The following is a 22345-nucleotide window of genomic DNA, read 5'->3' as shown; positions in this document are numbered from 1 at the left end:
CGCCGCTATTCGCGGTTCTGACCAAGCAGCCACAAAAGCTGCAGGATGGAGGTGAGCGCCGCCGCCACGTAGGTGAACGCGCAGGCACGCAGCACGCTAAAGGCACCCGCCTGCTCGCCCTGCGGAAGTCCGATGGTGTTCATGTACGTCATCGCGCGACGCGAGGCGTTGAACTCAACCGGCAGGGTAACCACCTGGAAAAGCACTGCCACCGCATACAAAATAATGGCGAGCGTGATAAGCGAGGGGAAGCTCATAAGGATGCCGATAAGCAGCAGGAAAATCCAGGCGTTTGACGCAAGGTTCACCACGGGAACCAGCGCGCCGCGAATCTTCATGGGCGCATAATTCTGGGCATACTGGCACGCATGACCCACCTCGTGGCAGGCCGTGGCCGTGGCCGTGATCGACCGTCCATCGTAGGCGTCTGCCGAGAGCGTCACCGAGTTCGTGCGCGGGTCAAAGAAGTCTTGACCAGGCCCGCCGCGGCGAATCTCAACGTTCGTGATGCCGTAGTACGCCAGCATCCGTCGCGCCGCCTCCGCGCCCGTCAGCCCGTTGGACACCGGCACATGCGTGTACTTCTTCAGCTGGGAATTGACGTACCACGTGGCACCCAGGCCAATGACCAGCGTCACCACGATGAGCGCCAAATAGCTCGCATCGAATCCGTAGAACATGGTTTACACCACTCCTTCAGAGGAATAGTCTCGCGCGGCCACGCAGGGCCGCTTTTATACGTACATCCGTAGTATACCGGAGCCCGAATGCGGGCGAAAAACGGCTTGCAAACACCGCTGAATCACCAAACGCTTGTTGCCAATTCGTGAACTAGTTGCAACCGCGCCGCAACGGTGCCGCAGCGCACGTTACGCCGTCCTAGGCGGGGTTATGGCCCTCGATAACCAACTCGCCCTCACGCAAGCTGAGCGCAAGCCGCCCTTCCAGCAACTCCAGCAGTTCCTCACCCACAATGGTGCGGCGCCAGCCGCGCAGAAGGTCGATATCTTCGCGGTAGCCGCGCGCCACGCGCGCAAGGTCATCGTGGCTGGCCAGCGTGGGAAACGCAATGCCGTGCTGCTTAGAGCGCAGGCGCACGATGGCGCTCATGAGGTCGAGTTCCGCATCAACATTCGGCTCGCTTTTCGAACAGCGATCCATCTCGGGCCACGTGTCGGGCGGCGCATCGAGCGCCGAGGCCATGAGGCTCACCACGGCGCGCGCGTCCTTGGTGGACAGGCGCTCGGACATGCCGCGCACCATAAACAGCTCGTCAATTGTGCGCGCCTCACGCTTGCAGGCTTCCACAATCTGCTCGTCGGTGATCACCCATTTGCGCGGCACGTCGCGGCGCTGCGCCTCCAGCTCGCGCCACGCCGCCACCTCGCGCGCGGCGGACAGCTGCCGGCGCGACAACTGCGACACGCGCTTCAACCGGCGGTAGCGGTCGCGCTCGTTCGTCTCGTAACGCTTGGGGTCAGACAACTCCGCGAAGTCGTGGTCAAGCCAGGACAGGCGCCCCTTCTTGATGAGCGCCGCGCGCATGCTGTTGTAGAGGCGCGGCAGATACACCACATCATCGGCCGCATAATCGCGCTGCGAGGCCGAAAGTGGCCGACGCGACCAGTCAGTGAACGAGTCAATCTTCTTGAGCGACACCCCGCATTCCGCATGCACAAGCGCCGCATAGCCAATTTGCTGCGTGTGCCCCAGCAGTGCGGCGGCAATCTGCGTGTCGAAGATGGGACGCGGCAATACGCCCACTTCACGCAGGATAATTTCCAAATCCTGTCCACCGGCGTGGAACAGCTTCACCATGTTTTCGTCCAACAGCAGAGGCACCAACACGGAAAGGTCGTCCACCTCAAACGGGTCAACAATGACCACCTCGTCATCGGTCGCCAGCTGGAGCAGGCACAACTTTGCGTAGTACGTTTTCTCTCGGAGGAACTCGGTATCGATGGCGAGCACATTCGACGTACGGGCGCGTTCAACAAACGCCACGAGGTTTTCTTGAGTAGCAATATACATGTACGAGATTCCCTGCCTTGTCATCCGCGCCTCATGTTGTACCATGCCATCATAGCAAACCATCGGGAAGGGAAACCGTGAAACTGCTCGTCATCAATAACCTCGCGTCGGGCTTCGGCGAAGGAGCCGTGTACGATTTCATCCGTTCGTTCGTGTGTGATGGCGACGAGGTGTGCATCCGCTCAACCGACGGCACCACCGACGTGCGCGATTTACTCCACGATGCCGAGGACTTCGACGCCGTGGTGGCAAGCGGCGGCGACGGCACGGTAGCCACGGTGAGCTACCGGCTGGCGAACACCGGCGTGCCCATCCTGCCCTTCCCCGCTGGCACGGCGAATTTGCTTGCGCTCAACCTGGCTTCGCCGCTTGAGCCCCACGCACTCGCAAAGCTGGTGCGCGAGGATCGCACGCTCGACTTCGACCTGGGTGAAATAGAGGTAGACGACCGCCGCTTCGGCTTTGGCATCATGGCCGGGGCGGGCTACGATGCCGCCATCATGCACGGCGCCGCACCCGCGAAGCGCCTGCTGGGGCCCATGGCGTACCTTTCGGCCGCCATTGCCAACCCGCTTCCGCAAACCTCCAAGTTCAAGCTGACGCTTGATGGCGAAGAGGTGGAAAGTGAGGGCCTTGGTATCCTGTTGGTGAACTTCTCAAAGATCCAGTTCGACATCACGGTCACGCACGAAAACGAGCCGCGCGACGGGGTGTTTGACGTGGTGGTACTGAAAGCGCAAAACGCCTTTGAGCTGATCCCCGCCCTGTTCGCGGGGCTGCTCGACCGCGGCGGCGACTTCCCCGACCGCACCGATTCGCTGGAGTTGCACCGCGCCAGTGAGGTGCGTGTGGAGGCTGACCCGCCCATGGAGGTGCAGTACGATGGCGAGGCAACGCGCCTCACCACCCCCTTCACCGCCCACATCATGCGCCGCGCCGCCCGCTTCTTCATCTCCGAAGAAGGCTACAGCCTCTTCGCAGAAGGAGTAAGTGAAGCGTAGTTGAGGGGACTGCAAAAGCCCCCGCGCAACAAAAGTGTGACGCGCTTCGCGCTGCTGATTACGCCAGAAGACCCCCGCCTACCCTTGCATTATGACGCGGGCATACGCAGATAACGTTAACCTTACCTGTTAGGTTACCCCCGTGAGGGATGCACTCCAGTGCATCCGCTCCGCCGAAGGCGGAGAATGCAACCGTGACCTGCATTTTCGCGCTTCGCGCGAACGGACGCTGGAGAGCGTCCCTACGGAGGTTATGCCTCTTGCAAGTTAACGCCTACAGGTCAGTCAACCCGCGTTGTAAGGATAGGGATGTTGATCATCTTATGGTGTACTAGCCAGCGCGTGAGCGCGTCACACTTGATCTGCGTTGGGAGATTTCTGCTTACTGCCCATCCCCTTCGTCAAACCAATAGCGATCCTGCGCCCAACGTGCGGGATTATTCTCGATGTATTCCCAAATGCGCAGATAATCGGCTTCATCTCTTACAACATGGTCATAAAAGTATTTCTGCCAAATCTGCGCTTCGGGCCATGTCTTTCGCGCCTCACGGGTAACGCGTCCCTTAATAAATCCCACAAATCGAGACAGCAAACTCCGAGGGGTACCATCTTGCAAACTATCTTGAAGATGAACAAGCAAGTGAATGTGATTAGGCATGACAACAAAGGTATCGACATCTACTTGCCCATACGTTTCGCTGGCGGACAAAATGGCAGACTTACACAAACGACCTTGGTCACTCAAGCGCATCCTAGCCATGTGCGAAAAGCCCTCATCAATCACCTCAATATAACCAAACAGAGGCAATCGCTCGAAAGTACAAGCAGTGACAAAATAACAGCCAGGATTCGAATAATCCCAACTCCTGAGCCGCAAAGAATTTCTTACTTCATAAGTCATAAATGTATGGTAGCACGCATAGAGGGAAAGTGTGACGCGCTTCGCGCTACTGATTAAACCGCAAGGTATCTCTTTTCCCTGTCCCTATGACGAGGGCGCATACTTGTAAGTTTTTCTCACAAGAACGGTAACCTCCGTAGGGGTGCTCTCCAGAGCACCCGCTCCGCCGCTAGGCGGAGAATACGAGCACGACCTGCGTTTTCGCGCTTCGCGCGAACGGATGCACTGGAGTGCATCCCTACGGGGGTAGCCCCAATTGTAAGATATCGCCTTCAAGTCAGTCAGCCCGCGTCATAAGGGTAGGGATGTTGGTCGCCTCTTGGTGTAATCAGGAGCGCGAAGCGCGTCACACTTTTTGCGAAGCGAGGAATGCGGCGGCGCAGACTCGCCGCCGCATTCCACAGCCCCCACAGTTAACCTGCGAGGCAGTGCTTACTTGCTCGCGGGTTCCTCGTACGTGGGCTCGGCGTCTTTTACTTCCACATTGCCCGCGTCGATTTCGAGGGGCTGGGAGAACGTGTCGCCTGCCGAGGTGGAGCTGGCCATGAGCTCCTTAAACGACGCGGCATCTTCGCCGGCCATGGGCATCATCACATATACGTTGTTGCCAATAATAACCGGCGTGATGCGCTCAGGCCGCGGCTCGTCGCTCTTCTGAGACTCCGTCTTCGCCGTTTTGTCGGCAGCCGCCTCGCGCTCCATCTGCTCCATCATTTCGCTGCGCACGGTCTCAATCTGCGCAGCCGTCTCATTCGCCCAGCGCTCTTTGCGCCACGCGAGGAAGTTCGCGTTGTAACGCATCTGAATAAGCTCCAGCACAATGCAGAACACCATGGCGAAGTACACGATGAGCTTCTCCAACGGCATGTGCAAAAGCTCAATACCCGTGTGGAAGCCGGCGGCATCCATCACCAAGAGCGCACCGATGGCCACGATAAACGTCAGCGCGAGCATCTTCATTTCCGGGTGGCCGTTGATGAAGTTTGAAATAGGATCGATGAAGACCATCATGAGGATAACCGCCAGCATGACAGCAATAATCATGATGATAAGGTGGTCGGCCATGCCCACGGCCGTAATGACCGAGTCAATGGAAAACACCAGGTCCATCACCATGATAGTGCCCACGGCCTGCGGCAACGTGATCATGTGCAGCGCCTTGTGTTCCTCGCAGTGCTCGGCTTTGATCTCGGTGAGGCGCAGCATGTCAACAAGTTCTGAGATACCTTTATATATAAGGTAAGCGCCACCAATGAGCAACACGAGGTCACGCACGGAGAACCCGTGCTGATAGGGGCCCAAATCCACGGTGAACAGCGCCGTGGTCATATGCACCAGGTAGGACGCGAAGCACAAAAACACGATGCGCATCACGAGCGCGCCCGCCAAACCGAGCTTGCGACCAATGTGCTGCTTGTCTTCGGGAAGACGGTTGGTGGTGATGGAAATGAACACCAGGTTGTCCACACCGAGTACTATCTCCAAAAAGATAAGGGAGATCAGGCTGATCCAGGCTTCGGGTGTCGTAAATATCGAGAGATCCACTGCTTGTCTACTCCTTTGTCGAATACCTTCCCCCCGGCCGTTATAAGCGGGGTCCCGCGCGGGTGTGGGCACAAAAAAACTCATGGTACGAAGCGGGTATGAACCGGCCTCGTACCATGAGTCTCGTTGATTAAGGTACGCCAGACGCTCGTAAGCGCCATGATGTTGAACGCACCGCACGACCTGTCGTGCCAACTACTCCCCCATGGGCGTGGCGTATCCTATCATGAGGCGTGCTGGCGAACAATGCTATAATGCGCAAAGCACACAAACCCCTCAGGAGTATACTCATGTTTTTCAACGCGCGCAAAAACGCTTATAACGCGGGTGACGGACCCGTTCGCTACCTGGACGGAAGCTCGCTCGCGCGCCCCCTTGACGCGCCAAAACCCCAGATGATGGTCATGATTGGCTTCATCGTGGCGGCGGCCATCATAGGGGGAATATTCCTCTTCACCATCATTGATACGGTGACCCATTCAGCCGAGCGCACCCAGGCAAGCATCGAGCAAAACCTCGCCCGCCCTGCTTCAACTGAAAGCTTACCGAACCTCGCCTCCCTGGCGGCCCTCGACGATGAGGGCATCCGCGGCACCTTTGCCGAAGCGGGCTACACCGTGCTTGATCTCACTGCCACCGAAGGCGACGACGCAGGCGTGCTCGACGTGGTAAAGTTGCCCGACGACGTGAGCGAACTGGAGGCCGCCGCCTTCTACGCGAAGGGCATTTCCAGCCTCTCGGCCGCCGATGCCACACTTTTGCTCAACGGCTCGTGGCGCTTGACGAAGGATTCCGACGGCTCTTCCGGCCTGCGCGTGAAGTACGCCGACTTCTCTTCCGGCAGCGTAGTGGGCGCTCTTCAGGCCGCTGCAGCCGCCGAGGGCTTCGACCTTTCTACCGCGGGCGAGCCCGCCGAAGACGAGGCGGGCAACACCTATTTGGCCGGGTCAATGGACGCAAACGGCACCACGTACAACTGGCGCATTTCCGCCATCGCGCTCTCTGACGTGTATAGCGTGAAAGGCTTGCCCGAAACCGCCGTGTACGTGGGCATACGCATTTCTCAGTAACGCACTTCTTTCACCCACTGAAAGAATAGGAAAAAACCCTCGCCTCTTTGAGGGGGTTCCCTCAATGCGCCCCGGGACTGCCCCGATAGGCAGCGGGCCTGCTTTAGCGCATCATAAGATGCACACAAAGAGGGAGCAGTGGATGAAACTTTCGAGCATCATAGCAGGCCTTTCGGCCGCAGTCGTTGCCTTCCAGGGCGTTGCCTACGCCGCGCGTGGTCAGGCAAGCCTCCTGCGCCCGCCCGGCGCGCAGAGCGAACAGGACTTCCTCTCCCGTTGCATCAAGTGCGGCAAGTGCATTGAAGCATGCCCCTACCTGGCCCTTTCCCCGGCCCGCGACGATGCGGGTTTTGCCGTGGGTACGCCGGTCATCGACGCGCGCGCCCAGGCGTGCCGCCTCTGTGAAGATTTCCCCTGTGTTTCCGCCTGCCCCACCGGCGCGCTCCGCGATATTAGCGCGCGCTCGGAGGTGCGCATGGGCGTAGCCGTTATTGATGAGGATGTCTGCATCGCCTTCCAAGGCATGCGCTGCGAGGTGTGTTACCGCACCTGCCCCCTCATTGACCAGGCTATTCATATTGATTACCGCCTGCGCGAGGGCGACGCCATCCATTCGGTGTTCGCCCCCGTCATCGACGAAGACGCGTGTGTTGGATGTGGCCTCTGCGTAGAGCGCTGTGTGGTGGACGACCCCGTGGTGGCCATTCGCATTGCGCCGGCCGCCGAGCGCGCCGAGCAGGCGTCTGGCTAGCGCATCACGCGCGCGGCCAGCTTGAGGTTTGCGTTACTCCGTTTGAGGAAACGGGTGGAACAGCATGAAGAGCGTACAGGGAGCGAATAGAAGGAGGGGTGTCATGGACATCTCAAGACGAGCATTTGTCAAGGCGACCGCCGTCGCACTGGCAAGCGCCGCTGCAGCGGGAACGCTCGCGTCGGCAACCGGCTGCTCAAGCGGGTCCCAGCCGGCAGGCGCCGCATCGGGTGAGGGTCAGAAGTACACGGCAGTCTGCCGCTTCTGCGGCTGCGGCTGCGGTGTGTTGTGCGAGGTGAAAGATGGCAAGCTGATCAGCGTGACCGGCGACCCAGACAACCAGTCCAACAAGGGCCTGAACTGCGTGAAGGGCTACTACCTGGGCAAGATTCTCTACGGAGACGACCGCCTGACGAAGCCGCTCATTCGCGAGGACAAGTCCACCAAGGGCACCGACGAGGGCCTGCGCGAGGCCACGTGGGACGAGGCGCTTGAGCTAGTGTCGTCCAAGCTGAAGGAAACGTGGAAGAACGATAAGAGCCGCCTGGCGTTTTGGCTCTCCGGCCAGCAGCCCATCACCGAGGGCTATGCGTGCGCCAAGTTCATCAAGGCGGGTCTTTTGTCCAACAACGTCGACCCGAATGCACGCCTGTGCATGGCAAGTGCTGTGGTGGGCTTCATGAACGTATTCCAGACCGACGAGCCGGCTGGCTGCTACGCTGACCTTGACACCGCTGACGTGTTCGTCACCTGGGGCGCCAACATGGCCGAAGCGCACCCCATGCTGTACTCGCGCCTGACGGCCCGCAAGCTTTCCGGCCGCAACGTAAAACACTACGACCTGGGCACGTTGCGCACGCGCACATCCGTGAGCGCCGACACCGTCATGCTATTCAAGCCTGGCACCGACCTTGCCATAGCCAACTGCATCGCAAACTACCTCGTGCAGAACAAGAAGTACGACGAGGCCTTCGTGAACGACCACTTGCAGTTCAAACAGGGTACCGAAAATATCGGCAACGCCACCGAGGACGGCTACGATGCGAGCGAAATCGGCCAGTCCGTCGACAAGGTGAGCAACATCACCTTTGAGGAATACGCCGCACGCCTGGCGCCCTACACCTTCGAATACACCTCCGAGCTTTCCGGCGTGCCGGTGGAGGACTTGAAGGCGCTCGCGCTGGAGTTCGCCGACCCGAGCAAGAACATTATGTCGCTGTGGACCATGGGCGTGAACCAGCACAACCGCGGCACGTGGATGAACCACAACATCTATAACATCCACCTGCTCTCCGGCAAGATTGCCCGCCCGGGCTGCGGCCCGTTCTCGCTCACCGGCCAGCCGACCGCCTGCGGCACGGCGCGTGAAGTGGGCACGTTCTCACACCGCCTGCCGGCCGACCTGCTGGTGGCCAACGCGCAGCACCGCCGCTACACCGAGGCCATTTGGGATTTGCCCGAGGGCTACCTCGACGCCATCCAGAAGCCCGGCATGCACACGGTGAAAATCTTCCGCGAAATGTCCAAGGGCAACCTCGACTTTCTGTGGTCGGCCCACAACAACTGGGCACAGTCCATGCCGAACCTCACCCGCTTCCTCGGTCGCGGTGACAAGAAGGGCATCTTCGACACGTTTATCGTGGTGAACGAGGTGTACCCGACGCTGTCCACCCAGTACGCCGACGTGGTACTGCCCGTGGCGCTGTGGGTTGAGCGCGAAGGCCAGTTCGGCAACGCCGAGCGCCGCTCGTCGGTGTTCGAGAAGGCCGTGGATCCGCCGGGCGAGGCCAAGTGGGACTTGTGGGCGTTCATGGAAGTGGCGCGCCGCGTACTCGACGGCGAGCAGATTGACGGTAAGGACGCGTTTGACCACCTGTTCGGCTTCATCTACGACAAGGATGCCGCGAACTTCAAGAACGACGACCGCGAGACGAACCGCCTGCTCTGGGAGGAATACCGCATCTTCTCGAACCCGAGCATGAACGACAAGGCCAAGGCTATCAACGACGACGCCGACGGCACGTTCGGCGCGAAGCTGAAGATGGAAGCCAAGCAGCTGGCCCCCTACGAGGAATACCTGACGCATCACGGCATGACGTGGCCCGTGCGCGAAGTTGACGGTAAGTGGCTTGAAACGCACTGGCGCTTCGCCGACGGCAAGCAGACCGACGGCTTCGACGAGGTGGGCGTGGCCCAGTACGGCAAGAAGGGCCTGGCGAACAATATCAGCTTCTACAAGTCAGCCAACACCAAGCCCTCCGTGGTGTTCCGCCCCTACGAGCCGCCGGCGGAAACACCCGACGAGGAATACCCGTTCTACTTCTGCACCGGCCGCTTGCTGGAGCACTGGCATACCGGCACCATGACCCGCCGCGTGCCCGAGCTTGACCGTGCACTGCCCGAGGCGCTGCTGAACATTCATCCGAACGACGCCTCCAAGCTGGGCGTGAAGGATGGCGACCTCGTACACGTGAAGTCGCGCTTCGGCGAGTTCGACATCAAGGCGTCCACAGCCGGGCGCACCGAGCCGCAGGAAGGTATCGTGTTCGCACCGTTCTTCGCCGAGGAAGCGCTGATTAACCTGGCGGTGCAGGACACGTACTGCCCGCTATCGAAAGAGCCGGACTACAAGAAGACCTGCGTCTCTATCACGAAGGCTGAGGGGTGAGTGCCATGAGAAAGAACCTGGTAACGGGCGCGCTCGTGCTGGCAATGGCCATGGGGTCGCTGGCGGTGGCAGGCTGCGCGAGCGAAGCTCCTGCAAGTAACAGCGGCGCAGACACCCCGGCGGGCGCTCCTCCGGTCATGCCGCCGACGCACGAGGGGCGCTTCGAGACCTTGGGCGCTTCGGGCTGCTACGGCTGCCACGGCGCGAACGAGAACGCGAACCCCATGCTGAACGGCTCGGTGGCGCTGCCCGACGACCACTATGTGGACGGCTCGGCGCAAACGCTTGAGATTGACCCAACGCACGAACAGTGCAACACCTGCCACGTGCAGGGCTAGCACCTTTCATTGTTCCTCCCCCGCCGGGGCGACCCCCTCCGTCGCCCCGGCACCACTAGGCTAAACAAGGAGCGCACCATGGTTATTTCAAGCCTCGTCGTAGAAACGGCACCGCAGCTCACCGTACAAGTGGCCGAGGCGCTGGCGCACATTAACGGCGTTGAGGTGCACGAGATCAACAACTACAAAGTGGTGGTGACCGTGGAAGCCGACACGCTGGATGATTCACACGACATCGCCAGCACGTTTATTGGTATTGAAGGCGTGACCGGCGTCAATTTGGTATACGCCAACTTTGAGGACGACCCCACGATTCAGAAGGCATCAACGAAATGAAACGCACCCCGAACACCTCGCACTCATTCAAATGGTCCTGGCTGCGCCATGGCGTACAGGTAGTCGCGCTCGTATTGTTTGCGGCGCCGGTACTTCTGGCTGGTTGGAGCCTGTTCGGGGTGTCCGTTGGCGGCGACGACCCTGTTTCCACTCCTGCCGACCTCCCCTTTTTCGGCAGTCTTTCCTCTTCAACCGTGGGAGGGGTAACCCTCCTGGACCCCTTCGGGGCCCTTCAGGTCGTCGCCGCCTCAAAAACGTTCGAACTTGACTGGCTCTTGGCGGCACTGCCCGTACTCATTGTGTACGGACTGGTGCGTGGCCGGGCGTTTTGTGGGTGGATTTGCCCGGTGAACTTGCTGCTGGAGCTGGTTGATGCGGTGCGCCGCAAGCTGGGGCTGAAGGTGCGCGAAACGCCGGTGCCGCGACATGCGAAGCTGTGGATTGCACTGGCGGTGCTGGTGCTGTCGGCCCTGACGAGCTTTCCTGTGTTTGAAGCGTTTTCACCCATCAGCGCGCTCAACAAGGGTATCGTGTTCGGCGCCGTGGCTGGCGTGTGGGTGCTTGCCGCCATTGTGGTGGCCGAGCTTTTCTGGGGACACCGCGTGTGGTGCCGAGCACTCTGTCCGCTCGGCGGCTTCTACGAGGCGCTCGGCCGCGTGGGTATGGTGAACGTGAAGTACGACCGCGAGGCGTGCATCCACTGCGACGCGTGTCGGAAGGCGTGCCTGGCCGACCCCTCCATCCTTGACCCGGTACTCACCGAGCGCGACATCCTCGTGCGCGCCGGCGACTGCATGGCCTGCGGGTCGTGTGTGGATGCGTGCCCCACGCGCGCACTGGCGTTGGGCCTGGTCAGAAGCGCAAAGCCTGCCGAAGCACCTGCGGGCGAGCGGGTGGAAGCGTAGACTTGCGGGCCCCTTACCCGCGCGTGTAACCTGAGGCGTTACACATCCAGCAGCTTGTGCTTGAGCGCGTAGGACACCAAGTCGGCACGCGACGCGAACCCCAGCTTCTTGTAGATCTTCGAACGATGCGCCTCCACGGTTTTTACCGAGAGGAAGATACGTTCGGATATTTCCTTGTTCGTGTAGCCCTTGGCCAGAAGCTGGAGTATCTCCAGTTCACGGTTCGACAGGTGCTGGTACGAGCGATCTTCTTCCTCGCTCGCGCCCACCAGCTGCTTGGTGAGCAGGCTTGCCATCTTGGGATGAATGTAGCTTCCCCCGCCCGCCACGGCGTGCACCGCGCTGAGCAATTCCTCCGACGTGGAGTTCTTCAACACATAGCCCGACGCGCCGCCGCGCAGCGTGTAGAACAAATATTCCGGCTCGGCAAACATCGTGAGAATTACTATCTTGGTGGACGGAAAGTCCCGCGCAATCTTTTCGCAGGCCACAAGCCCACTTTGCCCCGGCGGCATGGAGATATCCATCAGCAGCACATCCGGATGCTCGCGCGCCACGATGGCGTAAGCCTGCTCGCCGTCGGCCGCTTCCGCCACCACCGAAATCTCGGCATCCTGTTCGAGAATCATCTTGAAACCGGCACGCACCACCTCGTGGTCGTCGGCCAATACAATGCGAATCACCGCTGCCCCCCTTCGCCTATGGACAAGGGTGCCACCAGCGTCACGCAGGTACCCTCTGTACTCGATTCCATCGTGAGCGACGCCCCAATAAGCCGCGCACGCTCGCGCATGCCCGAAAGGCCGCACCCTGAACCTTTAATGGTTGGCCGCTCCACATCAAAGCCGCAGCCGTGATCGACCACGGTGGCATGCAGCCAGCCGTCGGCATCTTCCAGCGTGACGTACACCGTGTCGGCACCCGAATACTTGCACGCGTTAAGAATGGCCTCTTGGCAGATGCGGTACGCCTGCGTTTCCAACGCCGGGTCGAAGCGCTTACGCGAGAGGTTACCTTCAAACACAATCTCGGTGCCATACGTCTTCTCAAACACCGCCGCCTGCGAGCGCAGCGCGGGAATGAACCCCAGGTGGTCAAGCGCGGAGGGACGCAGCTCAACCGAGAGGTTGTGCAACTCGTCCAAGATGCGGTCGATGTCGTTGTTCGCCTCGAAGAACAGCTGGCGCGCTTCGTCATCGTGCGACAGATGTGGCTCAAGACGCTTCAGCAGAAACGAGATGCCCAGCAACTCCTGCGCGATGCCGTCGTGCAGCTCGCGCGAAATGCGCTTGCGTTCGGCCTCCTGAGCAGCAATAACGCGCGATATTTCGGAATGTACCAGCACGGGGCTGTCGGCTGCGTCGTCTTCGCGCTTTTCTTCGGCTATGCGCTCAAAGTCCATAAAGTCGTCGGTGACTACGTCGAAGTCGGCCAGATGGCCGCCCAAGTCAGCTATGAAGCGCTCGTAGCACCCACGGTGCGCGTCACTCACCGTGCGGAAGGCGCACAAAATAGCGCCCACCACGCGCCCCTTCTTCACGAGCGGCAGCGCACAGAAACTATGCAGGTCCTCGGCGAACACGATGGGGTACGACGAATACTCGCGCGGGTCAATCTCGGCGTCGATGTTCGTGAACATCATGGGCTTGCCCGCCTTGATGGTGATGCCACCAATGCCGTGACCAGGCGCAAGCACAATGCGATGGTGCCGCTCGTCGGAGGCGCCAGCGCTGTAAATCCACTTGAGCGGCGCGCCGATGAACGCTGTGAGCCCCATGGCCACGAAGTCGAAGTGGTAGCGCGCCCTCAAGTCCTCAACGACGCGCCCGTAGTGCTCGCTTTTGCCCGCGAGCACGTCCTCGCTGAAATTTGATGCGCCCATGCGCCTCCCCTTCGCTGCCTCTTCGCGAACCCGCACACCCGCCCTTACGACGACGCGTTTCGCGACCCCTCTCTCCTGCCTATTATATCCGTCCTCGTGCTCAGCGCGGCGCGTTTTCGCCCACATCGAAAGAAGCGTCGTCGCCGAATGCTCGACGAAGCGTTTCCCCCGCGCCACCGTACGCAACGCAACCCATGGTAGGCTCGCTGCTGACCCACTGCCCGCATACGAAAGGAGATCGGCCATGGAGTTCAAAACAGGTGACCAACCCGGCGAGGGACGCTACCGCTGCGAGAACTGCGGCTACATTGTAAGAATTACCAGCGACACAGAGAAACTTCCCGCCTGCCCCAACTGCGGCCATCACGAGTTCGAGAAACTCGAGGAAGAGAACTAGCACGCTTCCAGGCGCGTCTCCCCCTCCTTCGCGCCTTGCAGCGCACGGGCGGGATGGCAATGGAACATCCGCCGTCCCGCCCGATACGCACCGCGAGAGCACTTCCTGCCCACAACCCTTATAATTCCAGAAAATAATGCTTTGACAGACGCTTCTGTTCTGGTAGACTATCTGCTTGCTGGAACGGAAACGTTTCAGCATCTTTAAGCTACGTGGGCGATTAGCTCAGGGGGAGAGCACTACCTTGACACGGTAGGGGTCACAAGTTCAAATCTTGTATCGCCCACCACGTACTTGCAGGCCGCCGGTTTTTACCGGCGGCCTTTTTTGTACCGTCTTTCGCGCGTTTCTATGCTGCGGCAGCTGCATAGCCCTCGTCGATGGCGGCGTTGCATGTTTCGTCGAGAGTGGCTGCGGTTTCCTCGGGAGTTGCTGTGCCGCGCAGCAGTTCTTGAATACCCACGTAAAATACGTCGCGCACACCCGACCAGTTCGGCGTGTTGTTAAGGAAGTCATACACGTTGCCAGAGTTGGCAACAAACGCCTTGTCCAACTCGGCAGCTACGCCCGTCTCTCCACTGCGTTCAATAAACGACTTGTTCACCGGCGTACCGGAGAACGTATAGCGCAGATAGTCGTCGTCGCTTACGATAAAGCGCACAAAATCCTTAGCGACCCGCACCTTATCGACATCGCCATTATCAAACACCGTGAACCCGGTAAGAAACGTCGTGGCACACCCCTTGCCATCAGGCGTGGGGAAGTTCGCAGCAAACGGCGTGAAGCCGGCTGCACGCTCGCTCAGCATGGTTGTTTTGTTGCCGGGACAGAAAGCCAACTGCCCGTTGTCGAAGAGCTTAATGACCGAGGCGAGTTCCAGGTTCTCGGCACCTTTCGGAATGTATTCCATCTTGTTGAGCCAGTCGAACCACGCAAGGCCCGCCACCCCCTCAGGCGTCTCAAAGTTAAAGCGACCGTTTTCGTCATAGATGGTTGACCCCTGTGAACGCAAGAGCGCCATCGTGTGCGTGTCGCCCTGGTTGTTCGCCGCCCAGAGCGCCATCGGGTAGGTGGAATCGTCCGGCATCGACGCCTTAAGAGCCGCGAGAATTTCTTCGAACTGGGTGGTGGACCACTGGGCCACGGAGCCGTCCTCGGGAATGAAGCGCTCGAGGCCCGCTGCGCGCATGAGGTCAGGGTTCACCATAATAATGTTTTGTAGCTGGTAGAACGGCAGTACATAGGTGCTTCCATCCTGCGAACACTGGTTCCAAATAGCTTCGTCCACATCCGCTCGCAGCCCCTCATCAATAACGTCGTCGAGCGCAGCGGCGCGGCCTGAGTGCAGGTAGGTGGGCACGTTGAACTGGCCAGCCAGCACCACGTCAGCCGCATCGTCGGTTCCAAACGAGCCAAGCACGGCCTGATCTTCCTCCACATAGGGAAAGCGCGTAAAGGTAAAGGTGACATCGGCATCTTCATAGGAAGCAGCGAACGCCTCTGCCGCTTCCTGCAGCAAATCAATGGCCTCGGTGTCGGTATGCTCCCCGTCGTAGGGCAGCGCCAAGGGCGGGCACTTTACATTGATGGTTACCTGCTTCTTCTCGGCAGGCGGTGCCGCTCCTTCCCCGACGGCGCATCCAGCCGTCCCCAGGCACAACGCGCCTGCCAGCACCACCCCCAACAGTTTAGTCCCTTCCACCGTCTTCTCCCTTCGTTGTTGGCGTCACCGAACCAAGCGTTTTGAGCTTTTCGAACAGCAGCCCGACATCGAGCGGCTTGGTTATCACATCGTCCATCCCGCTGTTGAGCGCACGAGCAACATCGTCTCTGAACGCGTTTGCCGTGAGTGCAAGGATAGGAATGCGCGCAGCGTCTGGTCGCGGCAGCGCACGGATAGCCGCTGCTGCCTCGTAGCCGTCCATCACGGGCATCTGCAAGTCCATGAGCACGGCATCAAACGAGCCCACTTCGCTGGCCTCGAAGCACTCAAGTGCAACGCGCCCATCGCTCGCCTCGGTCACCACACAGCCCTCGTCTTCCAAGATGTCGACCAGAATCATGCGGTTCACCGCGTTGTCTTCCACAACCAGCACGCTCGCGCCCTCAAGCGTGTCCACCGATTCCTCGTTGCCTGCCGCATGGCCGCCCACCTCATCACGGGAAACGGGCAGAGGCAGCGTCACCGTAAACGTGGTTCCCTCCCCTTCGGTGCTCGCAACGTCAATGGAGCCACCCATGGCATCCACCAATACCTTGGAAAGTGCCGTACCAAGGCCGGTGCCATTTTGCGAACCGGGGCGTTTCTCCTGCTCAAACGGCTCCCAAATGCGAGAAAGGAATTCGGGGCTCATGCCGCGCCCCGTGTCGGACACCTCCATGATAGTAAGCACCTCGTCATCGCGCGGTTGCTGCGACACGGAAAGTGTCACACTCCCGCCTTCTGGCGTGAACTTGACAGCGTTGCCCAGCAGGTTCACCACTACCTGTTTGATGCGCATTTCGTCGCCCACCACGTCGGGCACCATCACGTTGTTAAGATGAACCGAGAACGCAAGCGAGCGCGAGCGTGTCTGCGGAATCATCAGCGCTTCGATGTCACCCACCATCGACGTGAGGCTGAAGGGTTCTTCGTACAGCGCTAGCTGCCCGCTTTCAATCTTCGACATGTCAAGCACGTCGGTGATAACGCTCTTCAAAAACGTTGCCGAGGCGTCGGCCTGATCGAGGTACTCGCCCAGACGCTTGCGGTCGTCGAGGTTTTGGCGCATGAGGTACAAAAGCCCCACGATGCCATTAAGCGGCGTGCGTATCTCGTGACTCATGTTGGCAAGGAAGGTTGATTTCGCCTGTTCAGAGGCACGAGCTACGCGCGCATCACGCACCGAACGCGTGATGATCACAATGACCGCAGCCAGCAGAACGGCCATAACTCCGAAGAACGCGAGCGAGCGCATGAGCAGCCCGTTCACCTGATCAGCCATGACTGAAGAGTTCACCTTAACAGCGACAAACCAGTCGCTATCCTCGATAGGCTTGATGGAAGCATAGTAAGTACCATCGGACAGTTCGTATTCGATGAAGGCATCTTCATCGCGCGAGACGGAAGTGAGCAATTCTTCGTAAGACCCCGTAAGAAAGGTTGCGTCATGAAGAATCGAGAAGAAGTTCTCGTTGCCAGCACGCTTGTAATATTTGCTTGCCGTCACCACATCGCCCGAGGCCTGCACTACGATTGCCAGGCCCTTGCCGTCGAAACTTTCGAAGCGCAGCCCTTCTTCGATGTCGTGCACCGGCGAAAGACCTACCACCCCTTCAATCAGCTCACCTTTGCAGTGCACCGGTTTCTCTAGCTTCACCACGTAGAGCAGATACTCACCCCAAAGTTCTGGCTCATCCAAGTCATAGCGCACCACCGAGCGCATGCGCGTCGAGCGATACGTATCGGCCCAGTCCATGCGGTCAAGTTCGGTGGTGAGATACGCGCTGTCGTGCACCGTCCCCTTATCCGACACCAGGAAGAACTTACCGAACGTGGAAGCCTGCGCCTCAACGCTCATCAGGTACGATATGTCGGACAAGTCCTCTTCGCGCGTAGTGGCCAAACGGTCAAGAAGCGTGTCGAGCGAATCCCACTGGCGCGATATCTGGTTGTAGATACTCTGAGCATCGTGGTCGGCAATCTGGTTCATAAACGAGGTGGTGGTGAAGTTCACGGCCTGCGTGATGCTCTGGCGATAGAACCAGTAACCGCTCCCGATAAGGAGTGCCGCCACCACAACAGTGATAGCGTACGGAAAGATTCGGCGAGATTGACGCGGGGACTTCGCAGCGCCACGCCGCCACATCCCCGTCATTGGCTTTCATCCGTTGCAACGAGATGGTCAAACGGCGCACCGCTGGTCAAAGTAATGGATGAGGTACCTTTTTGACATTCGCGCTCACCGGGCAACGCGCGCCTCTCAACGGCGCTCATGAAGCGCATCCGTACGTGCCGGTCGCCTCCGCACTGTCGGAAAGCCCGACATTCGCACTAAGACAGGATAAGGAAAGAGTGACGAACGTGTGCGTATGAAGCTGGCGGGTCAGGGCCCCTTCACACGGAAGAGGGGGTGTGTCGTTGAGTTCGACACCAAACCGCTGAGAGGGCGCGCACGCGTCCATATTGTTCCCTTCAGAATGCAGCACTCACTCCCGATGCTGCCAGCAATCGCTCAAGTATATCCTCAGGTTGCGCAACTGACTAGAGTGCACTTCGTAAAACGTTTCAACAGTTTTTTGAAGCACGCCTCAGCCTGCGGTTGAGGTTCGTAGCTGTGAATGCCGGCGAAGTTTACAAATTTCCAAAATTAAGGCTTGCGCGCAACCGTTCGTTCCAGTATCATATTTCCTCGCGATGCGGACGTGGCTCAGCTGGTAGAGCACGACCTTGCCAAGGTCGGGGTCGCGGGTTCGAACCCCGTCGTCCGCTCCATCGTCAACGCAAGGCCGGTCATACCCATTGAGTTTTGGCCGGCCTTTTTATGACGGATCGCTAGGTGGCGACGTGGCCAAGTGGTAAGGCAGAGGCCTGCAAAGCCTTCACCCCCGGTTCGAATCCGGGCGTCGCCTCCAACTACTTCCCCCCTGGGAAGTGCTTTTTGAAAATGCGGACGTGGCTCAGCTGGTAGAGCACGACCTTGCCAAGGTCGGGGTCGCGGGTTCGAACCCCGTCGTCCGCTCCACAAGGTACCGCCCCTCGGATGCCGCGTCCGGGGGGCGTTTTTTGTGCGCAATGAATTGTTGATTAGAGCAGCTCTAAGAGGTCGACGAGGCTTTCCACGCGCTCATAGGGGCACGAGGATTCGGCGTTGTGGCGGTCGATGATGACGGGGCGAATGCCCGCAGCCGCAGCACCCACACCATCGGCGTCCGGGCGATCTCCCACATGCATGGCCTCGGCGGGCTGCACGCCCAGCTCTTCGCACGCAAGATCGAAGATGACGGGGTTCGGCTTGCGACAACCCACCGCCGCGCTTGACACCACCACGTCGAAGTACGGCAGCAGGCGCAAGTCGCGCAGCAAGTTTTCCAGTCCGGCATCCCAATTCGATATGACGCCCAGCTGTAATGTGCGCGCCTTCAGGCCTTGGAGGCACGCTTTGACATCCGGGTAAGTTTCCCAGTGGTCGGCGCGGCGGAAGGCGGCATGCACCTGGGCGGCCATGCCATCGGCGTCGTGGCCGATGCCAGCCAGATGGCACACATAGCGGTACTGGTCGAGCCAAATGGCCACCGAGCCCTCATGCGAGCACCAGAAGTCCCCGTCGCGCAGGTATTCGGCCTCATAGAAGGCATCCATGGCGGGCATGTGCTGCTCGAAGTCACGCGTTGTGAGCGCATGGCCGCGCGCGGCCGCCACCTCAGCCATGGTTTCTGCCACCGAGGGGCACGGGCGCAAGAGCGTGCTGCCCACGTCAAAGAAGACCGCCTTCGTCATGCGCACCGCCTAGTCCTTATGGCCGTCGTCGGGCTCTATATGCACGAGTACATCCACTATGTTGGGGAAGCGCGCTTGCACAGCCGCTTCCACCTGCTCTGAGAGGCCGTGTGCCTCCCCCACCGTCATCTCAGGCGCCACAAGCACATGCAAGTCGGCGTAGACCTCGCCCTCGGTTCCGCGCGTGCGCACCTGGTGTGCATCGCGGACGCCCGTCACGCTGAGCGCAGCCGCACGCAGGTCGTCTTCGGGGATGCGCGCGCGATCCGACAGCGTGGCCAGCGCGTGCTTGAACACATCAAACGCCGTGACAAGGATGGCCACCGTCACCACCAGCGCCATGAGCGGGTCAGCCATGGGAAAGCCGAGCGCCACCGCCACGAGCCCCGCGATAACCCCAATGGATACAAAAGCATCGGAAAGCGTGTGGTTGGCATCGGCCGCCAGCACCTCGCTCTTGAGGCGCTTGCCGCAGCGGCGCTCGTAGGCTGTCACCCCTATATTGATGATGAGCGTGCCCACCATAACCACAAACGACACCGGCGTGACCTCAGCCGTGTAGGAGCCTGCCACAAGCTTGCCCACCGCGCTCGTACCCACCTCAAGCGCGGCCAGCAGCAAGAGCACCCCTATGGCAAGGCTTGCATACGTTTCGAACTTGGCGTGGCCATACGGATGACTCTCATCCGCCGGTCGCGACGCAAGCGCAATGCCTATAAGCCCCACGACGTTTCCAAACGAATCAAACACCGAGTGAATACCATCGGCCTGCATGGAGGCAGACCCACTGAGCGCGCCATACGCATACTTCGCCGCCGCCACCGCCAGGTTGAGCAGCAGCACCACCCACAGCACCCGCCGCACCTCACGCATACGAGCCGAAACCGCATCCTTAGTAGCAAGCGTTTTGCCCATGAGCCGCACCCCCTTTCGCTAAAGCAATGGTAACAGTACAACAACCCCAACCCCCATTCGCGCGAAGCGCGAACATAATCCCCCAGGTTGGCGTAGTAAGTCAGCGAGACCGCCTGTGGTGCCTGAGATTCGTGGGATCGCGGGGACGAAGCGTACTGCGGTACGCGAGTTCCCGTGATCGCGCGAAGATTGGGTACCACAGACGGCCGCAGCGTCGGTTGATTCCGTCGGCTGACAAGCCGACGGAATCAAAAAAGTCGGCCGTTAGGCCGACTTTCAACATTTGGTGTCGGAGGCGGGATTTGAACCCGCACACCCTTATACGGGCACTAGCACCTCAAGCTAGCGTGTCTGCCGTTCCACCACTCCGACAAAGTGCTGCTCGTAAGCAACGGAGGTTATTCTACCGGAACCTCTATCGCTTGTGAAGAGCGAATTTTCACTAATTCTGAGCGATCGTGCCCTGGGGGTACACGAACATGAGAATAATGAGCGAAACCAAAAAGATAATCGCAAAGATAATGGTAATGCGGTCGAGGTTCTTCTCCACAATACTGGTGCCGGTTTGCGTGGAATACACCGAACTGGCAATCATATCGGAGATGCCGGTGCCCTTGCCGGAGTGCAGCAAGATGAACACGATAAGGCCCAGGCCCGACACGATGAGCAGGATAAGCATAATGATGAGGAGCGGATTCAAGGTTTCCCTCTTCTTTCGTTTGTTTCAGTCTGTACACAAGTTATTGAGTATAGCGGAGCAAGCTAGTAAGGGCAAGAAGAACCCGTTGCAACACACCTTCCATTCATGAAATGAAAACGCCGGAAGGGCGTGTTAGCTGTGCGCGGCTTCGGTTGCATGGTTTTCGGGGTCACTATACCATAGGAGTGGCAATCATCGATAAGGAGCATCATGGAAGAAACTTCAGCCGCGCCGGTGAAGGTGACGGATCCTGGCCGTGAGGCGCAGTTAGGCACGGGTCGCCGCGCTCGCGCATTCGCGGCGCTGCCGTTCGCGTTCAAGCAGACGCTGCCGCTTATGGCGGGCTTCGCGTTTTGCGGACTGTCCTACGGCGTGTACACCACTTCCCTCGGCCTGCCGCCGTGGGCCGCACCCCTCATGGCGGTGTCCATCTTCGCGGGGTCGGCGGAGTTCGTGGCGGCCGACATGCTGACGGCAACGTTTGCGCCGCTCACGCTGTTCCTTGTGGTGTTCATGATCAACGCGCGGCATATGTTCTACGGCATTAGCATGTTGGAGAAGTACCGCGGCGCCGGGCGTAAGACGGCGTTTCTGCGCTATGGCCTGATTGACGAGACGTTCGCGCTTTGTCAGCCGCTTGAGGTGCCGCACGGCATCGACCGGTTCTGGGTGTACACGTGGATAAGCGCGCTCAACCTGGTGTACTGGGCGGGGTTCGCGGCCGTGGGGTCGTATGTGGCATCCGGGCTGCCGATTGATTTGACGGGCATTGACTTCATCATGAAGGCGCTGTTCATCGTTATCTTTTTGGATTGTTGGATGAAGGAGCACGACCATCGTGCCTCGCTCATTGGCTTTGGGGCGGCACTTGTGAGTTTGCTGGTGTTCGGCACGGACGGGTTTTTGGTGCCGGCGCTTCTGGGCATTGTGGCGCTGCTGTTACTGCTGCGCCGCCAGCTGGAACCGCGAGCGGAGGTGGACGCATGAGCGCGTTTGAGATGGTGGTCATGATAGCGGCGGGCGCACTGGCTACGCAGCTCACGCGGTGGCTACCGTTTTTAGCCTTCCCCACCGTGGAGAAAACGCCGAAGGTGATTACCTATTTAGGGAAGGTGCTACCCGCCTGCATGTGGGGCCTGCTTATCGTGTATTGCTTCCGCACGAGCGACCCCCTGACCGGGTGGCACATGGCCCCCGAACTGATTGCTGCCGGCGTGGTGGTGGCGCTGCACGTATGGAAGAAGAACATGTCCCTGTCGATGATAGGCGGCACCGTGGTGTACATGCTGCTGATACGCACGGTATTTGTGTGAGGCGGGGTGCTATTCCGGCACGTTATATACCGTAGTGCAAGGGCTCTGCCCTTGCCGCTCAGCATCAGCAAACCTGCAGGTCAAACGTAGTTGTCGGCAAGGGCAGAGCCCTT

21 protein-coding genes and 5 tRNA genes are annotated in these 22345 nt (G+C 59.7%); 14 read left to right on the top strand and 12 right to left on the bottom strand.

Annotated elements, in window-relative coordinates:
* Positions 1-5: 5 nt before the first annotated feature.
* Together QNJ86_RS00345 and rnd are read right to left on the bottom strand one after the other, a co-directional pair.
* Entirely contained in the window at positions 6-680 is a 675-nt protein-coding gene (locus tag QNJ86_RS00345) for a zinc metallopeptidase (protein WP_283830570.1), read from the bottom strand.
* A gap of 199 nt (positions 681-879) precedes the next feature.
* Positions 880-2031 carry a ribonuclease D gene (gene rnd / locus QNJ86_RS00340; protein WP_283830569.1) on the bottom strand — a complete coding sequence of 384 codons (1152 nt, stop codon included), beginning with the start codon at positions 2029-2031 and terminating at the stop codon, positions 880-882.
* 77 nt (positions 2032-2108) lie between these two features.
* On the opposite strand from rnd, the gene QNJ86_RS00335 reads away from it, so the two are divergent.
* On the top strand, positions 2109-3032 hold the full coding sequence (locus QNJ86_RS00335; protein WP_283830568.1) for a diacylglycerol/lipid kinase family protein: 924 nt from the start codon (positions 2109-2111) through the stop codon (positions 3030-3032).
* A gap of 382 nt (positions 3033-3414) precedes the next feature.
* Here the strand turns inward: QNJ86_RS00335 and QNJ86_RS00330 are convergent, their stop codons facing one another.
* Together QNJ86_RS00330 and QNJ86_RS00325 are read right to left on the bottom strand one after the other, a co-directional pair.
* A complete protein-coding gene (locus QNJ86_RS00330; protein WP_283830567.1) occupies positions 3415-3792 on the bottom strand; it encodes a transposase in 378 nt (125 codons plus the stop codon).
* A gap of 573 nt (positions 3793-4365) precedes the next feature.
* Positions 4366-5478, bottom strand: a complete 1113-nt coding sequence (locus tag QNJ86_RS00325) for a TerC family protein (protein WP_283830566.1) — start codon at positions 5476-5478, stop codon at positions 4366-4368.
* A 290-nt stretch (positions 5479-5768) separates the two neighbouring features.
* On the opposite strand from QNJ86_RS00325, the gene QNJ86_RS00320 reads away from it, so the two are divergent.
* The 6 genes from QNJ86_RS00320 (at position 5769) to QNJ86_RS00295 (ending at position 11546) form a co-directional block, all read left to right on the top strand.
* Positions 5769-6548, top strand: coding sequence for a teichoic acid transporter (locus QNJ86_RS00320; RefSeq protein ID WP_283830565.1), 780 nt, complete (start codon positions 5769-5771; stop codon positions 6546-6548).
* Between the two features lie 142 nt (positions 6549-6690).
* A complete protein-coding gene (locus QNJ86_RS00315; protein WP_283830564.1) occupies positions 6691-7299 on the top strand; it encodes a 4Fe-4S dicluster domain-containing protein in 609 nt (202 codons plus the stop codon).
* 103 nt (positions 7300-7402) lie between these two features.
* Positions 7403-9967, top strand: a complete 2565-nt coding sequence (locus QNJ86_RS00310) for a molybdopterin-dependent oxidoreductase (protein WP_283830563.1) — start codon at positions 7403-7405, stop codon at positions 9965-9967.
* Positions 9968-9972: 5 nt separating this feature from the next.
* Positions 9973-10305 carry a nitrate reductase cytochrome c-type subunit gene (locus tag QNJ86_RS00305; protein WP_283830562.1) on the top strand — a complete coding sequence of 111 codons (333 nt, stop codon included), beginning with the start codon at positions 9973-9975 and terminating at the stop codon, positions 10303-10305.
* A 78-nt stretch (positions 10306-10383) separates the two neighbouring features.
* Positions 10384-10641 carry a chaperone NapD gene (locus QNJ86_RS00300; RefSeq protein WP_283830561.1) on the top strand — a complete coding sequence of 86 codons (258 nt, stop codon included), beginning with the start codon at positions 10384-10386 and terminating at the stop codon, positions 10639-10641.
* A complete protein-coding gene (locus QNJ86_RS00295; RefSeq protein WP_283830560.1) occupies positions 10638-11546 on the top strand; it encodes a 4Fe-4S binding protein in 909 nt (302 codons plus the stop codon). Before QNJ86_RS00300 ends, QNJ86_RS00295 begins: the two co-directional genes overlap by 4 nt.
* Positions 11547-11584: 38 nt before the next feature.
* Here the strand turns inward: QNJ86_RS00295 and QNJ86_RS00290 are convergent, their stop codons facing one another.
* Together QNJ86_RS00290 and QNJ86_RS00285 are read right to left on the bottom strand one after the other, a co-directional pair.
* A complete protein-coding gene (locus tag QNJ86_RS00290; protein ID WP_347278103.1) occupies positions 11585-12229 on the bottom strand; it encodes a response regulator in 645 nt (214 codons plus the stop codon).
* Complete coding sequence (locus tag QNJ86_RS00285; protein ID WP_283830559.1) at positions 12226-13428, bottom strand: GAF domain-containing sensor histidine kinase; 1203 nt, start codon at positions 13426-13428, stop codon at positions 12226-12228. The genes QNJ86_RS00290 and QNJ86_RS00285 overlap by 4 nt, the downstream gene beginning before the upstream one ends.
* 244 nt (positions 13429-13672) lie before the next feature.
* On the opposite strand from QNJ86_RS00285, the gene QNJ86_RS00280 reads away from it, so the two are divergent.
* Positions 13673-13825 carry a zinc ribbon-containing protein gene (locus QNJ86_RS00280; RefSeq protein WP_283830558.1) on the top strand — a complete coding sequence of 51 codons (153 nt, stop codon included), beginning with the start codon at positions 13673-13675 and terminating at the stop codon, positions 13823-13825.
* 214 nt (positions 13826-14039) lie between these two features.
* Positions 14040-14114, top strand: a tRNA-Val gene (locus tag QNJ86_RS00275).
* Between the two features lie 60 nt (positions 14115-14174).
* Here QNJ86_RS00275 and QNJ86_RS00270 read toward each other — a convergent pair.
* Both QNJ86_RS00270 and QNJ86_RS00265 read right to left on the bottom strand, forming a co-directional pair.
* Positions 14175-15527: an ABC transporter substrate-binding protein gene (locus QNJ86_RS00270; protein ID WP_283830557.1), complete on the bottom strand. Its 1353-nt coding sequence runs from the start codon at positions 15525-15527 to the stop codon at positions 14175-14177.
* The gene (locus QNJ86_RS00265; RefSeq protein ID WP_283830556.1) at positions 15514-17682 is read right to left on the bottom strand and encodes a hybrid sensor histidine kinase/response regulator; all 2169 of its coding nucleotides are present in this window, start codon (positions 17680-17682) and stop codon (positions 15514-15516) included. Before QNJ86_RS00265 ends, QNJ86_RS00270 begins: the two co-directional genes overlap by 14 nt.
* A gap of 541 nt (positions 17683-18223) precedes the next feature.
* On the opposite strand from QNJ86_RS00265, the gene QNJ86_RS00260 reads away from it, so the two are divergent.
* From QNJ86_RS00260 to QNJ86_RS00250, 3 genes are all read left to right on the top strand, one after another.
* Positions 18224-18299: transfer RNA gene (locus QNJ86_RS00260), tRNA-Gly, on the top strand.
* Positions 18300-18365: 66 nt separating this feature from the next.
* A tRNA-Cys gene (locus QNJ86_RS00255) sits at positions 18366-18439 on the top strand.
* 34 nt (positions 18440-18473) lie between these two features.
* Positions 18474-18549 (top strand) — tRNA-Gly (locus QNJ86_RS00250).
* Positions 18550-18611: 62 nt separating this feature from the next.
* Here the strand turns inward: QNJ86_RS00250 and QNJ86_RS00245 are convergent.
* The 4 genes from QNJ86_RS00245 to secG all read right to left on the bottom strand — a co-directional run bounded on the left by QNJ86_RS00245 (position 18612) and on the right by secG (position 20919).
* Positions 18612-19304: an HAD family hydrolase gene (locus tag QNJ86_RS00245; protein WP_283830555.1), complete on the bottom strand. Its 693-nt coding sequence runs from the start codon at positions 19302-19304 to the stop codon at positions 18612-18614.
* Between the two features lie 9 nt (positions 19305-19313).
* Positions 19314-20219: a cation diffusion facilitator family transporter gene (locus QNJ86_RS00240; protein ID WP_283830554.1), complete on the bottom strand. Its 906-nt coding sequence runs from the start codon at positions 20217-20219 to the stop codon at positions 19314-19316.
* Between the two features lie 284 nt (positions 20220-20503).
* Positions 20504-20591: transfer RNA gene (locus QNJ86_RS00235), tRNA-Leu, on the bottom strand.
* A gap of 70 nt (positions 20592-20661) precedes the next feature.
* Entirely contained in the window at positions 20662-20919 is a 258-nt protein-coding gene (gene secG, locus QNJ86_RS00230; protein WP_283830553.1) for a preprotein translocase subunit SecG, read from the bottom strand.
* A gap of 210 nt (positions 20920-21129) precedes the next feature.
* Between secG and QNJ86_RS00225 the strand changes: the two genes are divergently transcribed.
* Both QNJ86_RS00225 and QNJ86_RS00220 read left to right on the top strand, forming a co-directional pair.
* Positions 21130-21906: an AzlC family ABC transporter permease gene (locus QNJ86_RS00225; RefSeq protein WP_283830552.1), complete on the top strand. Its 777-nt coding sequence runs from the start codon at positions 21130-21132 to the stop codon at positions 21904-21906.
* Positions 21903-22232, top strand: a complete 330-nt coding sequence (locus QNJ86_RS00220; RefSeq protein WP_283830551.1) for a branched-chain amino acid transporter permease — start codon at positions 21903-21905, stop codon at positions 22230-22232. Before QNJ86_RS00225 ends, QNJ86_RS00220 begins: the two co-directional genes overlap by 4 nt.
* Positions 22233-22345: the final 113 nt, after the last annotated feature.

Origin of the sequence: Gordonibacter faecis (genome assembly GCF_030077735.1) — a bacterium.
GTDB classification, from domain to species: Bacteria; Actinomycetota; Coriobacteriia; order Coriobacteriales; family Eggerthellaceae; genus Gordonibacter; species Gordonibacter faecis.
This window is presented reverse-complemented; position numbering and strand designations above follow the sequence as displayed.

What these genes read in the sequence shown, in the direction of transcription:
- QNJ86_RS00345 (WP_283830570.1), bottom strand. Translation starts at nt 680, where the DNA reads ATGTTCTACGGATTCGATGCGAGCTATTTGGCGCTCATCGTGGTGACG.
- rnd (WP_283830569.1), bottom strand. Translation starts at nt 2,031, where the DNA reads ATGTATATTGCTACTCAAGAAAACCTCGTGGCGTTTGTTGAACGCGCC.
- QNJ86_RS00330 (WP_283830567.1), bottom strand. Translation starts at nt 3,792, where the DNA reads ATGGCTAGGATGCGCTTGAGTGACCAAGGTCGTTTGTGTAAGTCTGCC.
- QNJ86_RS00320 (WP_283830565.1), top strand. Translation starts at nt 5,769, where the DNA reads ATGTTTTTCAACGCGCGCAAAAACGCTTATAACGCGGGTGACGGACCC.
- QNJ86_RS00315 (WP_283830564.1), top strand. Translation starts at nt 6,691, where the DNA reads ATGAAACTTTCGAGCATCATAGCAGGCCTTTCGGCCGCAGTCGTTGCC.
- QNJ86_RS00310 (WP_283830563.1), top strand. Translation starts at nt 7,403, where the DNA reads ATGGACATCTCAAGACGAGCATTTGTCAAGGCGACCGCCGTCGCACTG.
- QNJ86_RS00305 (WP_283830562.1), top strand. Translation starts at nt 9,973, where the DNA reads ATGAGAAAGAACCTGGTAACGGGCGCGCTCGTGCTGGCAATGGCCATG.
- QNJ86_RS00300 (WP_283830561.1), top strand. Translation starts at nt 10,384, where the DNA reads ATGGTTATTTCAAGCCTCGTCGTAGAAACGGCACCGCAGCTCACCGTA.
- QNJ86_RS00295 (WP_283830560.1), top strand. Translation starts at nt 10,638, where the DNA reads ATGAAACGCACCCCGAACACCTCGCACTCATTCAAATGGTCCTGGCTG.
- QNJ86_RS00285 (WP_283830559.1), bottom strand. Translation starts at nt 13,428, where the DNA reads ATGGGCGCATCAAATTTCAGCGAGGACGTGCTCGCGGGCAAAAGCGAG.
- QNJ86_RS00280 (WP_283830558.1), top strand. Translation starts at nt 13,673, where the DNA reads ATGGAGTTCAAAACAGGTGACCAACCCGGCGAGGGACGCTACCGCTGC.
- QNJ86_RS00265 (WP_283830556.1), bottom strand. Translation starts at nt 17,682, where the DNA reads ATGACGGGGATGTGGCGGCGTGGCGCTGCGAAGTCCCCGCGTCAATCT.
- QNJ86_RS00245 (WP_283830555.1), bottom strand. Translation starts at nt 19,304, where the DNA reads ATGACGAAGGCGGTCTTCTTTGACGTGGGCAGCACGCTCTTGCGCCCG.
- QNJ86_RS00240 (WP_283830554.1), bottom strand. Translation starts at nt 20,219, where the DNA reads ATGGGCAAAACGCTTGCTACTAAGGATGCGGTTTCGGCTCGTATGCGT.
- QNJ86_RS00225 (WP_283830552.1), top strand. Translation starts at nt 21,130, where the DNA reads ATGGAAGAAACTTCAGCCGCGCCGGTGAAGGTGACGGATCCTGGCCGT.
- QNJ86_RS00220 (WP_283830551.1), top strand. Translation starts at nt 21,903, where the DNA reads ATGAGCGCGTTTGAGATGGTGGTCATGATAGCGGCGGGCGCACTGGCT.